This window comes from Cronobacter turicensis, assembly GCF_041222865.1.
Classification (GTDB): Bacteria; Pseudomonadota; Gammaproteobacteria; order Enterobacterales; family Enterobacteriaceae; genus Cronobacter; species Cronobacter turicensis.
The window spans coordinates 3632379-3646616 of sequence record NZ_CP165997.1; the positions used below are offsets into that span (position 1 = coordinate 3632379).

Annotated in this window: 14 protein-coding genes; 7 read left to right on the forward strand and 7 right to left on the reverse strand. The window is 57.8% G+C overall.

The features are described 5' to 3' along the window. Positions 1-11: 11 nt before the first annotated feature. Genes surA through apaH form a run of 5 tightly spaced genes read left to right on the forward strand, consistent with a single transcriptional unit; the run spans position 12 to position 4347 of the window. Positions 12-1298, forward strand: a complete 1287-nt coding sequence (gene surA / locus AB8W27_RS17350; protein WP_041923183.1) for a peptidylprolyl isomerase SurA — start codon at positions 12-14, stop codon at positions 1296-1298. After that, a complete protein-coding gene (gene pdxA, locus AB8W27_RS17355) occupies positions 1298-2293 on the forward strand; it encodes a 4-hydroxythreonine-4-phosphate dehydrogenase PdxA (RefSeq protein WP_012815265.1) in 996 nt (331 codons plus the stop codon). Before surA ends, pdxA begins: the two co-directional genes overlap by 1 nt. After that, positions 2290-3111 carry a 16S rRNA (adenine(1518)-N(6)/adenine(1519)-N(6))-dimethyltransferase RsmA gene (gene rsmA / locus AB8W27_RS17360; protein ID WP_007764351.1) on the forward strand — a complete coding sequence of 274 codons (822 nt, stop codon included), beginning with the start codon at positions 2290-2292 and terminating at the stop codon, positions 3109-3111. Before pdxA ends, rsmA begins: the two co-directional genes overlap by 4 nt. Before the next feature lie 2 nt (positions 3112-3113). Beyond that, complete coding sequence (gene apaG / locus AB8W27_RS17365) at positions 3114-3491, forward strand: Co2+/Mg2+ efflux protein ApaG (RefSeq protein WP_007764350.1); 378 nt, start codon at positions 3114-3116, stop codon at positions 3489-3491. A 4-nt stretch (positions 3492-3495) separates the two neighbouring features. Further along, a complete protein-coding gene (gene apaH, locus AB8W27_RS17370; protein WP_012815264.1) occupies positions 3496-4347 on the forward strand; it encodes a bis(5'-nucleosyl)-tetraphosphatase (symmetrical) ApaH in 852 nt (283 codons plus the stop codon). 170 nt (positions 4348-4517) lie between these two features. Here apaH and folA read toward each other — a convergent pair whose 3' ends face one another. Further along, the gene (gene folA, locus AB8W27_RS17375; protein ID WP_004386239.1) at positions 4518-4997 is read right to left on the reverse strand and encodes a type 3 dihydrofolate reductase; all 480 of its coding nucleotides are present in this window, start codon (positions 4995-4997) and stop codon (positions 4518-4520) included. Positions 4998-5262: 265 nt separating this feature from the next. Here folA and AB8W27_RS17380 point away from each other — a divergent pair, with 265 nt between their 5' ends. Continuing rightward, the gene (locus tag AB8W27_RS17380) at positions 5263-5877 is read left to right on the forward strand and encodes a LysE family transporter (protein ID WP_012815261.1); all 615 of its coding nucleotides are present in this window, start codon (positions 5263-5265) and stop codon (positions 5875-5877) included. Positions 5878-5928: 51 nt separating this feature from the next. On the opposite strand, the gene kefC is transcribed toward AB8W27_RS17380, so the two are convergent. Both kefC and kefF read right to left on the reverse strand, forming a co-directional pair. Further along, positions 5929-7791 (reverse strand): glutathione-regulated potassium-efflux system protein KefC, encoded by a 1863-nt coding sequence (gene kefC / locus AB8W27_RS17385; RefSeq protein ID WP_041923182.1) that lies wholly within the window; start codon positions 7789-7791, stop codon positions 5929-5931. Continuing rightward, the gene (gene kefF, locus AB8W27_RS17390; protein WP_041923181.1) at positions 7784-8314 is read right to left on the reverse strand and encodes a glutathione-regulated potassium-efflux system oxidoreductase KefF; all 531 of its coding nucleotides are present in this window, start codon (positions 8312-8314) and stop codon (positions 7784-7786) included. The genes kefC and kefF overlap by 8 nt, the downstream gene beginning before the upstream one ends. A gap of 173 nt (positions 8315-8487) precedes the next feature. On the opposite strand from kefF, the gene AB8W27_RS17395 reads away from it, so the two are divergent. Beyond that, entirely contained in the window at positions 8488-8853 is a 366-nt protein-coding gene (locus AB8W27_RS17395; protein ID WP_012815258.1) for a putative T6SS immunity periplasmic lipoprotein, read from the forward strand. A gap of 124 nt (positions 8854-8977) precedes the next feature. Here AB8W27_RS17395 and AB8W27_RS17400 read toward each other — a convergent pair whose 3' ends face one another. The 4 genes from AB8W27_RS17400 to carB form a co-directional block, all read right to left on the reverse strand. Further along, positions 8978-9469 (reverse strand): toxin-antitoxin system YwqK family antitoxin, encoded by a 492-nt coding sequence (locus AB8W27_RS17400; RefSeq protein WP_282913954.1) that lies wholly within the window; start codon positions 9467-9469, stop codon positions 8978-8980. Between the two features lie 149 nt (positions 9470-9618). Then, a complete protein-coding gene (locus tag AB8W27_RS17405) occupies positions 9619-9852 on the reverse strand; it encodes a YgdI/YgdR family lipoprotein (RefSeq protein WP_012815256.1) in 234 nt (77 codons plus the stop codon). Positions 9853-9985: 133 nt separating this feature from the next. Next, positions 9986-10849: a hypothetical protein gene (locus AB8W27_RS17410; RefSeq protein ID WP_041923180.1), complete on the reverse strand. Its 864-nt coding sequence runs from the start codon at positions 10847-10849 to the stop codon at positions 9986-9988. Positions 10850-11008: 159 nt separating this feature from the next. Further along, complete coding sequence (gene carB / locus AB8W27_RS17415; RefSeq protein WP_012815254.1) at positions 11009-14233, reverse strand: carbamoyl-phosphate synthase large subunit; 3225 nt, start codon at positions 14231-14233, stop codon at positions 11009-11011. Between the last annotated feature and the right edge of the window lie 5 nt (positions 14234-14238).

Here is a 14238-nt window from a genome sequence, read left to right on the forward strand (position 1 = left end):
ATGGAAAAGGTATGAAGAACTGGAAAACGCTGCTTCTCGGTATCACCCTGGTGGTGAATACCAGCTTCGCTGCTCCGCAGGTTGTCGATAAAGTTGCAGCCGTCGTGAACAACGGCGTGGTACTGGAAAGTGACGTTGATGGCCTCATGCAATCGGTAAAGCTTAACGCAAACCAGGCAGGCCAGCAGCTCCCGGATGACAGCACGCTGCGTCATCAGATTCTGGAACGTCTGATCATGGATCAGATAATGTTGCAGATGGGCCAGAAAATGGGCGTAAAAATCAGCGACGACCAGCTCGATCAGGCCATCGCTAACATCGCCAAACAAAACAACATGACGCTCGATCAGATGCGTAGCCGTCTGGCCTATGATGGTCTGAACTACAACACCTATCGCGCCCAAATCCGCAAAGAGATGATTATCTCTGAAGTCCGCAATAACGAAGTGCGCCGCCGCGTCACGATCCTGCCGCAGGAAGTGGAAACGCTGGCCGAGCAGGTCGGCAACCAGAACGACGCCAGCACCGAGCTGAACCTGAGCCACATTCTGATCCCGCTGCCGGAAAACCCGACGGCCGATCAGGTGAGCGAGGCGGAAACCCAGGCGCGCTCAATTATCGATCAGGCGCGTAACGGCGGCGATTTCGGTAAGCTTGCGATTACCTATTCCGCTGATCAGCAGGCGCTGAAAGGCGGCCAGATGGGCTGGGGCCGTATTCAGGAGCTGCCTTCCGTCTTCGCTCAGGCGCTGAGCACCGCGAAGAAAGGCGACGTGATTGGCCCGATTCGTTCAGGCGTCGGCTTCCACATCATTAAAGTTAACGATCTGCGCGGCCAGTCTCAGACCGTGTCGGTCACCGAAGTGCATGCGCGCCACATTCTGCTGAAGCCGTCGCCGATCATGACCGATCAACAGGCGCGTCAGAAGCTTGAAGAGATCGCCGCGGACATTAAGAGCGGTAAAACCACGTTTGCTCAGGCAGCGCGTGAGTTCTCTCAGGATCCGGGCTCCGCAAACCAGGGCGGCGACCTCGGCTGGGCGGCGGCGGACATTTACGATCCGGCCTTCCGCGATGCGCTGATGAATCTCAGCAAAGGCCAGATGAGTACGCCGGTGCACTCCTCCTTCGGCTGGCACCTGATCGAATTGCTGGATACCCGTAAGTCTGACCGCACCGACGCGGCGCAGAAAGATCGCGCCTATCGCATGCTGTTTAACCGCAAATTCTCCGAAGAAGCGGCGACCTGGATGCAGGAACAACGCGCCAGCGCTTACGTGAAAATTCTGAGCAACTGATGGTAAAAACACCCCGCGTGGTCATTACGCCCGGCGAACCCGCCGGGATTGGCCCCGACCTGGTCGTCGCGCTGGCGCAGAACAGCTGGCCTGCGCAACTGGTTGTCTGCGCCGACCCGGCGCTTCTCACCGCGCGGGCGGCGCAGCTCGGCTTACCGCTCACGCTGTTGCCCTTCTCTTCCGATAAACCTGCCGCCCCTCAGGCGGCAGGTACGCTTACGCTTCTGCCCGTCACGCTAAAAGTCCCTGTCGTTCCAGGCACACTGGATGCGGCGAACGGCGCTTATGTCGTGGAAACGCTGGCGCGCGCCTGCGATGGCTGTCTTTGCGGCGAATTCGACGCGCTGGTGACCGGCCCGGTGCACAAAGGGATCATCAACGACGCGGGTATTCCCTTTACCGGCCATACCGAGTTTTTTGAGGCGCGCAGTGGTAGCGAAAAAGTCGTCATGATGCTCGCCACCGAAGCGCTGCGGGTCGCCCTGGTGACCACGCATCTGCCGCTGAAAGCGGTGGCTGACGCCATTACCCCTGATCTCCTGTGCCATATCCTCACGACGCTGCACCACGACCTGCAAAGCAAATTCGGTATCTCGCATCCGCATGTGCTGGTCTGCGGCCTGAACCCGCACGCAGGCGAAGGCGGTCATATGGGCACTGAGGAGATCGACACGATTATCCCCGTGCTGGAAGCGATGCGCGCGAAAGGGATGCGCCTGACCGGTCCCCTCCCCGCCGATACCCTTTTCCAGCCCAAATACCTCGAAAACGCCGATGCGGTGCTGGCGATGTACCACGATCAGGGCCTGCCCGTGCTAAAATACCAGGGATTTGGCCGCGCGGTGAACATTACGCTCGGCCTGCCCTTTATCCGCACGTCGGTCGATCACGGCACCGCGCTGGAGCTGGCAGGATCCGGAAACGCCAGCGTCGGCAGTTTTATTACGGCGCTTAATCTCGCTATCAGCATGATTGTGAACAGTAAGAATCAATGAATAATCGAGTCCATCAGGGCCATTTAGCCCGCAAACGCTTCGGGCAAAACTTTCTTAACGATCAGTTCGTTATAGACAGCATCGTCTCTGCAATTAATCCACAAAAAGGCCAGGCGATGGTAGAAATCGGCCCGGGCCTTGCCGCATTAACCGAGCCGGTCGGCGAACGTCTCGACCAGCTCACCGTTATTGAGCTGGACCGCGATCTCGCGGCGCGCCTGCAAACGCATCCGTTCCTTGGCCCGAAGCTGACGATTTATCAGCAGGACGCCATGACCATGGATTTCGGCGAACTGTCTCAGAAGATGGGCCAGCCGCTGCGCGTGTTCGGTAACCTGCCGTACAACATCTCGACGCCGCTGATGTTCCACCTCTTTAGCTATACTGATGCGATTGCCGACATGCACTTTATGCTGCAAAAAGAGGTGGTCAACCGTCTGGTTGCGGGGCCGAACAGCAAGGCTTACGGTCGCTTAAGCGTGATGGCGCAGTATTTCTGCAATGTGATCCCGGTGCTCGAAGTGCCGCCTACCGCCTTTACGCCGCCGCCTAAAGTGGATTCCGCCGTGGTACGCCTTGTGCCGCACGCCACGCCGCCGCATCCGGTGAAAGAACTGCGTCTGTTAAGCCGTCTGACCACCGAAGCATTTAACCAGCGTCGTAAAACGATTCGTAACAGCCTCGGCAATGTGTTCACCCCTGACGTGCTGGTCTCGCTGGGCGTCGACCCGGCCATGCGCGCCGAGAATATTTCTGTTGCGCAGTATTGCCAGATGGCGAATTATTTAGCCGATAATCCGCCCTCGAAGGAGAGCTAAACATGGTTGATTCACCCCGCGTTTGCGTACAGGTTCAAAGTGTTTATATCGAGGCCCAGTCTTCACCTGAAGATGAGCGTTTCGTCTTTGCCTATACCGTCACTGTCCGCAACCTGGGGCGAACGCCTGTTCAGCTGCTGGGCCGCTACTGGCTTATCACCAACGGCAACGGTAAAGAGACCGAAGTCCAGGGTGAAGGCGTGGTAGGGGTTCAGCCTCACATCCAGCCCGGCGGCGAATACCAGTACACCAGCGGCGCGGTTATTGAAACGCCGTTCGGCACGATGCAGGGCCACTACGAGATGGTGGACGATCAGGGCAACGGTTTTCACCTTGATATCCCGGTTTTCCGCCTCGCCGTTCCCACACTGATCCATTAATACCATGTCTACATATCTGATTGGCGACGTTCATGGTTGCTACGATGAACTGGTCGCGCTGTTACAGCAGGTCGACTTTACCCCAGGCCAGGATACGCTGTGGCTGACCGGCGATCTGGTGGCCCGCGGTCCCGGCTCGCTGGAAGTGCTGCGCTACGTGCGTTCGCTCGGCGATTCCGTCCGCATGGTGCTGGGGAACCACGATCTGCATCTGCTGGCGGTTTTCGCAGGCATCAGCCGCAATAAACCGAAAGACCGAGTCACGCCGCTGCTTGAAGCGCCGGATGCCGACGAGCTTCTCAACTGGCTGCGCCGTCAGCCGCTGTTACAAGTGGATGAAGAGAAAAAGCTGGTGATGGCCCACGCAGGCATTACGCCGCAGTGGGATCTCGCCACCGCTCAGGCGTGCGCGCGCGATGTCGAGGCAGTGCTGGCGAGCGACAGTTACCCGTTGTTCCTTGATGCGATGTACGGCGATATGCCGAACAACTGGTCGCCGGAACTGACGGGGCTTGCGCGTCTGCGCTTTATTTCGAACGCATTGACGCGAATGCGTTATTGCTTCCCGAACGGCCAGCTCGATATGTATTGCAAAGAGAGCCCGGAAAGCGCGCCGGCGCCGCTGAAACCGTGGTTCGCGATCCCAGGCCCCGTGGCGCAGGAGTACGCCATTGTCTTCGGTCACTGGGCGTCGCTGGAAGGCAAAGGCACGCCGGAAAATATCTACGGTCTGGATACCGGCTGCTGCTGGGGCGGTACGCTGACCTGCCTGCGCTGGGAAGATAAAGCGGTGTTCACGCAGCATTCTAATCGCCAGACCGACGGCGACGAAGATAAAGCGGCAATCGCGTCCTGACCGGGTTTTCTCTGTAGAAAGGTGGATGCGCTTCGCTTATCCACCCTACCTTTTCTCACCACCATCCCGTAGGGCGGGTAAGCAACGCGCACCCGCCGTCGCAGACCCATAAAAAAAGCGGACACGCCATGCGCATCCGCTTTTTCAACGCTACCAACCCTGAACGCGAATTAACGGCGCTCCAGGATCTCGAAACAATAGCTGTGTGAGTTCTTCTCATCGGCGTCATGGAATTCGCTGAACACCGACTGCCACTCGTCCGGCTCGTAATCCGGGAAATGGGTGTCGCCTTCCACTTCGGCATCGATATGGGTGAGATAAAGACGCTGCGCGCGCGGCAGGAACTGCTCGTAAACGCGACCGCCGCCAATCACCATGACCTCTTCGGCATCGCCGCAGGCCTGTAAGGCTTCCTCAACAGAGCGCACCCACACCACGCGGTCGTCGTCGCCCGGACGGCTGCTGAGCACGATATTTTTACGGCCCGGCAACGGGCGACCGATCGATTCCCAGGTCAGACGACCCATGATAACCGGTTTGTTAAGCGTGTTACGTTTAAACCAGGCGAGATCGGCAGGGAGGTCCCACGGCATGGCGTTTTCCATACCAATCACGCGATCCACCGCTAAAGCCGCAATCAGACTGATCATTGATAATTTCCCAGGTATAAAAAAATTGCCGCCACTATACGGAAAGCGCAATCTTTAGTCGACTGGCGACCCGAACCAGGCAGAGAATTTTTTTTGTTCTGCTGTGCAGGGCACGATGCAGCTTTTTTCGCCGCTGCGTTATACGACTGAAACCAAACGCGTTTCGTCTTTACACCGGCGTAAAGCCGCCGTGTCGCCTGCGGCGGCGGATGTCAAAACGCGCTGAATGCTTTATAGTGCGCGCTTGTTGATGTGAGGATTGACCATGCTGGAAACCACCCTTTTCGTTGCCACCATTGCGGCGCTGGGCATGCTGTCGCCGGGCCCCGATTTCTTTCTGGTTATCAAAAACGCCGCGCGCTATCCGCGCAGCGCCGCGATGATGACGGCTGCCGGCGTTATCGCAGGCGTCGTGACGCACATGACCTACTGCGTGGCGGGTATTGCTGTGGTCATCACCACGACGCCCTGGCTTTTCGGCGCGCTGAAATATGTCGGCGCGGCGTATCTGGTCTGGCTTGGCATTAATGCGCTGCTGGCGCGCGGCACCACCAGTCTTGCGCTGGATGGCGTGGCGCAGGAGAGCACCTCGCTGAAAAAAGCGTTTATTCAGGGCTATCTCTGCAACCTACTGAACCCCAAAGCCACGCTGTTCTTTCTGGCGATGTTCACTCAGGTGCTGAATGTGAATTCCGGCCTGATGGAAAAACTCTGGTACGCGGGCATTATTGTCGCCCTGACGCTGGTCTGGTGGCCGCTGCTGGTCTTGTTGATTCAGAGCCAGCCGGTGCGCCGCGGCCTGACCAAAGCGCAGAAGGTGATCGATAAACTGCTGGGCGGCATGCTGCTGGCGCTCGGCATCAAAGTGGCGCTGAGCTAACGCCGCGCCCTGCCTTTGCGCAAAAGAAAACGCCCCGGACGGGGCGTTTTTTTATGGCTGCGGTTTCACTTCCGGCTCGTCGGCGGCATCGCCGGTGTGCTTGCCCTCCTGCGTGCCCTGCCAGCCGTGGCGCTGGATCAGCGACAGATGCGCGCGGTCTTCGCTGATGATCTCCGTCAGCATCGCGCTGGTGCGCTTGAAGGTGGCGGCGCGCGCGGTAGTATCGTTGTCGCCCTCGGCCATTTCGTCCACCATCTGCTGGTTGTAGCAGCGGAACAGATCGGCGCGCTCGCGCGCTTCGTAGCTGCCGATGCCCAGTTCTTCCAGCGCCATACGCCCTACCCGCAGCGCGCCTTCGAACGTTTCACGCTCCGGCTGCGCCACACCTGCCTGACGCAGGCGAATGTAGTGATCGACGTCGCGGGCGCGGGCAATAATCCGCACCTGCGGGAAGTGTGTCTGCACCAGCTCCGTCAGCTGTAAATTCGCCTGCGGATCGTCAATGGCGTTAATAAGCACTTCGGCTTTCTCCACCCCAGCCGATTCCAGCAGATCGACACGGGTCGCGTCGCCGTAAAACACCTTCATGCCGAATTTGCGCAGCGTTTCGATATGATCCGGATCGTGATCGAGAACCACCATCTTCACGCCGCTGGAGAGCAGCAAACGTCCGGCGATCTGCCCGAAGCGCCCAAAGCCCGCGATGATCACCCGCGGCTGCTCTTCATCGATTTCATCGGCTTCACGCGCCTGCTGCTGGCCCGCTTTCTCGAGGCGGGTTAACAACACCAGCAACAGCGGCGTCGCGGCCATCGAAAGCGCGACCGCGAGCGTCAGCGCCTTCGCCCATTCGGCATCCAGCACCTCGGCGCTGCGCGCCGCGCCGAAAATCACGAACGCGAATTCGCTCCCCTGCCCTAACAGCACAGCAAACCAGCGCCGCTGGCGGCCCGGCACCTTCAGCGGTTTTGCGATAAGCCACAGCGTGACGGTTTTGATAATCAGAAAGCCGAACAGGAGCGTAAGCACGCGCAGCGGATGCGCCACCAGCGTACCGAAATCAATCGACATCCCGACGCCGATAAAAAAGAGGCCCAGCAGCAGTCCTTTAAACGGCTCGATATCGCTCTCCAGCGCGTGGCGGTATTCCGAGCTTGCCAGCAACACGCCCGCCAGAAACGCGCCCATCGCCATCGACAGCCCGGCCTCTTCCAGCAGCAGACCGAAGCCGAACACCAGAAACAGCGCCACGGCGCTGAAGACTTCGCGAAGTCCGGAGCGCGCGACAAAGCGCAGCGCCGGTCGCGCCACAAAACGTCCGAGCAACACCACCAGCGCCAGCGCGCCGACGACTTTCAGCGCCGAGAGGAAAAATGTACTGGCGGTTGTCGCTTCGCCGCTCGCGGCCAGCAGCGGGATCATCGCCACCAGCGGGATCGCGGCGATATCCTGGAACAGCAGCACGGCAAAGGCGCTGCGCCCCATTTGCGACGCCGTCAGGTTACGCTCGTTCATCGCCTGCATGGCGATGGCCGTGGAGGAGAGCGCGAGCGTCAGGCCAATCAGCAGCGCCACCTGCCAGCGCAGCCCGAGCGCCACGCAAAAGCCGCCGAGCAACAGGCCGCACGCGCCCATCTGCAACGCGCCGCCGCCGAAGACCGAGGCGCGCAATTTCCATAGTCGCTGCGGATCGAGCTCAAGGCCAATCACAAACAGCATCAGCACCACGCCTATCTCCGCGAAATGCAGGATAGCCTGCGCGTCCGTTACCAGCCGCAATCCCCACGGGCCAATCAGCCCGCCTGCAATCAGGTATCCCAGCACCGAGCCAAGCCCAAGACGCACCGCGACAGGCACAATGAGCGCGGCCGACCCAAGGTAGATCAGCGCCTGAATCAACGTATGACTATCCATGATGACGCTCCTGCCAGTCGGTTAAGCGTTTCTGATATTCCCGTGCTTTGCCTTCGAGCGTTTCGTCATCGCAGACATAGGTGCGGTGCATCGCATAGGGCGCCAGCCAGTTCAGGCCGCAATAGAGCGCGGTCGCCTGTAATGGCTGCGCGAGGACGTCGAAACCCGGATGGTCGCCAGTATCAAAATGGTGTTTATCGCCGCCGGTCGTCACGGCCCACAGCACGCTTTTCCCTCTGAGCGCCGTTCCGCCTTTGCCATAGGCCCAGCCGTGCGATAACACTTTGTCTATCCAGAGTTTGAAAAGCGGCGGCACGCTGTACCACTGCATCGGATGCTGCCAGACAATGAGATCGGCGCGCGCCAGCGCCTCCTGCTCGGCGGGCACGTTGATGTTGAAATCGGGATAGCGCTGATAAAGCGAGCGCACTTCGACATCGTCCAGCCCCTGCACATGCTCCAGCATCCGCCGGTTGGCGTGGGAGTGATGCGGATAAGGGTGCGCATAAATAATTAAAATCATAACCTTGCCTGTGTCCTGCCCACCGTGGGAATGCAATGAGTGTAGCCAGTTAACGGGCGCGCTTACAGGGACAATCCGCAGGGATATTGGGCGGTGATGAAAGTTAACAGGTTTGCTACGGCTTACCGGCAGGCATAATGTGTCTTAATTGACGCCGGCACAGGACTGCCTCTATGAAAAAAACCGTTATTCCCCTTTTTGTATTTCTGCTCTCAGGCTGCCCCTTGGGAGATCGCGTTCGTTTTTTGCTTGCGCAGGTTAACCTCGTCGATGAACAGCTCTGCGTTGCAGTGGATGAAGAGATCGTGCCTGCGCCGGAAAAGATCCTGCGTGTCAGGGTATGGAGCTACGAGGCGCAAAAAGATGTTTATAACAAAAACCTGGCATACAGCACGTTAATGCTGGACGCGCATCGCTGCGCGCAGGCGCTGGAGGGGTTTCACTTTGTCGATGGCAAAACGTACAGCGTATCGGTTGATACGTCATCGCATCACTACGTCACTCATGAGTTTACGGTGAGAAAAGGGGCGATAAGATAGTGCGCTCGCCCCGTTTCCCTTCACGCTTTCTTTGCAGTGGTTTTGTCACTATAGCCACAGCCACGCGCGCGAAACACGGCCGCAAAAACAGAAGCGGCGGGGAATGATGAAACTCCCCTTCGATTTATGCTTTTACAGGATATCCCGCTTTATAAGTGACGGTCTGCTTCGCTTTACCGTTTTCGTCGTAAGTTACCGCTTCGCCATCGGCAAGGCCGTTTTGGTAGTGAATGACGGTGCGTAATTTCCCTTCCGGCGTATAGCCCTGCGAGACGCCCTGCGCTTTGCAATTTACCAGCGGCGTATGGGTGCGCAGTTTGCCATTCGGATAATAGAGGTCAAGATACTGATCGAAACAGCGGTTTTTCACGACAGTTTCAAACTTAACGCTGCCGTCAGGGTAGCGCTCGGTAAGCTTGCCCTCCGGGACGTTTTCCGTCACGGAGATGGCGGGCACTTCTACCTTCTGGTTTTGCGGATGTAGATCTTCATTCAGGCCTTTCGCGTAGTCTGGCGTCATGCCCATGGCATCGATGGTATGCGTGACCGAAGCGGAGAAATCGGCACAGCCGGAAAGCATAAGAGCCAAGGCAAGGAGCGTAGCGGTACGTTGCAAAATGAAATCCTCATTATATAAAGAGGACATTTTATGCTTTCAGGTAGCGTAATGCGCCACGCAATCCCCCGAAATCTGGTAGCGCCTGAAAACAAAAACGGATGCATCAGCATCCGTCTTTTAAGGCGTGAGGATAATTAACGCGGTGGTTAGTTATCCAGTTCGCTCATGGATTTCACCTGGTCGCGGTTAATCTGCTCGGTCTGTCCGGTCTGGGCGTTTTTATAAGAAACCAGCCCGGTATCGCTGTCGACTTCCGGCTTACCGTCGGTGACCACGGTTTTACCGTCGGTCGTCTTAACGGCCTGGTTAGATGAACAGCCCGACACGGTAAACAGCGTAGCGGCAGCAAAAATGGACGTTATCAGTAGTTTCGATCGCATGGTGTTCTCCCCTGCTTTCAGTTGGATTTGATGAATCACTTTATTATTTTAGGTTAACTGACTGATAATTTTTGGAAATACAGACGGTTCTGAGGCCGGGCATCCTGAGACGCAGACGCCCGGCGGTCAGATGTTACTGCTTCAGCTCCAGAATGGAACTCATCATAATGTGATTCAGGTTGGTCATGACCTCATAATAACGGGTCAACTCTTCGCCGCCCGCTGCAGGCTTGCGCCATTTTTCGCTGTTCTGTTTTTCAAACGCTTTCAGCAAATCTTTTTGTTCACTCGCCGACCCGGCGTGAATGAAGTCGGTATAAATTTTGGTGGCTTCATTCAGGTTCTGCTGAAGTTCCGCAGAAGTGAAATGCGCGGTGATGGCAGGCGGCTGATAGCGCGACTCTGTGATACGCATATTTTCCGTGTATTCAACGGAGGGAGAGAACTCATTGTTGTAATAATTTTTAAAGTCTTCGATACGGAAAATTTTGGTTTTGTAATTATCCGCAGACGTCGATGACATCGATTCCGGGAAAGGCTCTGTCGGAGTCAGATTCCACTCTTTCGCAAAATTATCCATAAAGAGCTCGCTGCCCATATCTTCAAACGGGCCGGTCACGGTCTGTCCTTCAATCGTCAGGGTATGAACATCGCCGTTTTCACTGGACGGTTTTACCCCTTCCGCCAGGTATTTTTGTATCACGTAAATGTAACGGGTGCGGGTCGGGTTGATAAGACCGCTCACGCCCGTGTGAGGCCAGGCGCTAAACACGCTGAATTTCACTTTGTCGCCATTCTCAAGCGTCAGCGTATGCTGGCCCGCGTCCAGTTTAATATTTTGTGATTGCTCTGCCGGGATCGTAATTTTTTGATCGTCTACCGAAATCGCCAGCGGTTTACCGGTCGGGTTATCAATCAGGAACTCTTTGCTGTCACCGTCGCCAAAGCAGGCGGTGAGTGTCAGACAGGCACCCAGAAGCAGGACTTTTTTTAACACGTGTTTCTCCTTAAACGTGAACCGGGAAGTCGGTAAACGAGACAGCCTGAAGGGTAACGGATGGTTACGCAGGAGTGAAAAACTAATTGGCTATTAAATTTAGGGGGGCGCCAATAAAAAAAGCCAGCTTACGCTGGCTTTTGGCTCACTCATGTCGTGTTATTTCGTGATTTGCGCGTGCATCTCCTGAACGGACGTCACCTTTTCGGTAGCGTCGGCGTTCAGCGCCATCGCGGTGGCGAAGCCGCCGTTCAGCGTGGTGTCGTAATGCACTTTATACTGCAGTGCGCTGCGGCGAATCAGCTTGGAGTCTTCAATCGCCTGGCGGCCTGCGGTGGTGTTGATGATGTAGGTGTATTCGCCATTCTTGATACGGTCCTGAATGTGCGGACGCCCTTCATGCACTTTGTTCACCAGACGCGGGTTGATACCTGCTTCGCCCAGCACAATCGCGGTGCCGTGGGTCGCATCCAGCTCGAAGCCGTACTTCAGCAGCTTGGCGGCGAGATCCACCACACGCTCTTTATCGCCTTCACGCACCGAGAGCAGCGCGCGGCCCTGTTTCTTCATGGTGGAGTTGCTGCCGAGCTGCGCTTTGGCGAACGCCTCTGCGAAGGTGCGGCCCACGCCCATGACTTCGCCGGTGGAGCGCATTTCCGGCCCCAGCAGCGGGTCAACGCCCGGGAATTTGTTGAACGGCAGCACCACTTCTTTCACCGAGTAGTACGGCGGGATGATCTCTTTGGTGACGCCCTGCTCGCTCAGCGTTTTGCCCGCCATGACGCGCGCCGCCACTTTCGCCAGCGGCACGCCGGTGGCTTTGGAGACGAACGGCACGGTACGCGCGGCGCGAGGGTTTACTTCAATCAGATACACTTCGTTATCTTTCACGGCGAACTGGACGTTCATCAGGCCGCGCACCTGGAGTTCAAAGGCCAGTTTCTGCACCTGCTGGCGCATTACGTCCTGGATCTCCTGGCTTAAGGTATACGCCGGCAGAGAGCACGCGGAGTCGCCGGAGTGTACGCCCGCCTGTTCGATGTGCTCCATGATGCCGCCAATCAGCACCATTTCGCCGTCGCAGATGGCGTCGACATCCACTTCGACGGCGTCATCCAGGAAGCGGTCCAGCAGCACCGGCGCGTCGTTGGAAACACTCACCGCCGTCTGGAAGTAGCGACGCAGATCGACTTCGTCGTAGACGATTTCCATCGCGCGGCCGCCCAGTACGTAAGACGGGCGCACCACCAGCGGGTAACCAATCTCTTTCGCTTTCTCAACGGCCATTTCAATCGCGGTCACGGTGGCGTTCGCCGGTTGCTTCAGCTTCAGGCGATCCACCGCCTGCTGGAAGCGCTCGCGGTCTTCCGCGCGGTCGATAGCGTCCGGGCTGGTGCCAATGACCGGCACGCCTGCCGCTTCCAGCGCGCGCGCCAGTTTCAGCGGGGTCTGGCCGCCGTACTGCACGATAACGCCTTTCGGTTTCTCGATACGCACGATTTCCAGCACGTCTTCCAGCGTCACCGGCTCGAAGTAGAGACGGTCGGAGGTGTCGTAGTCGGTGGAGACGGTTTCCGGGTTGCAGTTGACCATAATGGTTTCGTAACCGTCTTCGCGCAGCGCGAGCGCGGCGTGTACGCAGCAATAGTCGAACTCAATGCCCTGGCCGATACGGTTCGGCCCGCCGCCCAGCACCATGATTTTTTCGCGATCCTGGTTCGGGTTGGCTTCGCACTCTTCTTCATAGGTGGAGTACATGTAGGCGGTATCGGTCGAGAACTCCGCCGCGCAGGTATCCACACGCTTGTAGACCGGGTGCAGCTTGTACTGCTCGCGCAGTTTACGGATTTCCGATTCGCTGACGCCCGCGAGTTTCGCGAGACGCGCATCGGCGAAGCCTTTACGCTTGAGCATACGCAGGAAATCGGCGCTGAGGCCGTTAATGCCCTGCTCGGCCACCTGCTCTTCGAGGCGCACCAGCTCTTCAATCTGCACCAGGAACCAGCGGTCGATATTGGTCAGGTTAAACACGCCGTCTACCGACAGACCGGCGCGGAAGGCATCGGCGATGTACCAGATACGCTCGGCGCCCGCGTCTTTCAGCTCGCGGCGGATTTTGGTCAGCGCTTCCGGGTCGTCAAGGCTCACTTTCGGGTCAAAACCGGTCGCGCCCACTTCCAGGCCGCGCAGCGCTTTCTGCATCGACTCCTGCTGGGTGCGGCCAATCGCCATCACTTCGCCCACCGATTTCATCTGGGTGGTCAGGCGGTCGTTGGCGCCGGCAAATTTTTCGAAGTTAAAGCGCGGAATTTTGGTGACCACGTAGTCGATGGACGGCTCGAACGACGCCGGGGTACGGCCGCCGGTGATGTCGTTCATCAGCTCGTCGAGCGTGTAGCCGACCGCCAGTTTCGCCGCCACTTTGGCAATCGGGAAACCGGTCGCTTTGGAGGCCAGAGCCGAAGAGCGCGACACGCGCGGGTTCATTTCGATAACAATCAGACGGCCGTTTTTCGGGTTCACCGCAAACTGCACGTTGGAGCCGCCGGTTTCGACGCCGATTTCACGCAGTACCGCCATCGAGGCGTTACGCATGATTTGATATTCTTTGTCGGTCAGCGTCTGGGCAGGCGCGACGGTGATGGAGTCGCCGGTATGGATACCCATGGCGTCGAAGTTTTCAATCGAGCAGACGATGATGCAGTTGTCGTTTTTATCACGCACCACTTCCATCTCGTACTCTTTCCAGCCGATCAGCGACTCATCGATGAGCAGCTCTTTGGTCGGCGAAAGATCCAGGCCGCGGGCGCAGATCTCTTCGAACTCTTCGCGGTTATACGCAATGCCGCCGCCGGTGCCGCCCATGGTGAACGACGGGCGAATAATGCACGGATAACCGACATCGGCCGCGACCGCCAGCGCTTCTTCCATATTGTGCGCAATGCCGGAGCGCGCGGTGTCGAGGCCGATTTTCTTCATCGCGACGTCAAAACGGCGGCGGTCTTCGGCTTTATCAATCGCATCGGCGGTCGCGCCAATCATGGTTACGCCGAATTCGGCCAGCACGCCCTGACGCTCCAGCTCCAGCGCGCAGTTAAGCGCCGTCTGGCCGCCCATGGTCGGCAGCACCGCGTCCGGGCGCTCTTTTTCAATGATTTTACGCACTACTTCCCAGTGGATCGGCTCGATGTAGGTGGCATCGGCCATCTCCGGGTCGGTCATGATCGTCGCCGGGTTGGAGTTCACCAGAATGACGCGGTAGCCCTCTTCGCGCAGCGCTTTACACGCCTGGGCGCCGGAGTAGTCGAATTCGCACGCCTGGCCGATCACAATCGGGCCTGCGCCAAGAATCAGGATGCTTTTAATATCTGTACGTTTTGGCATTGCTC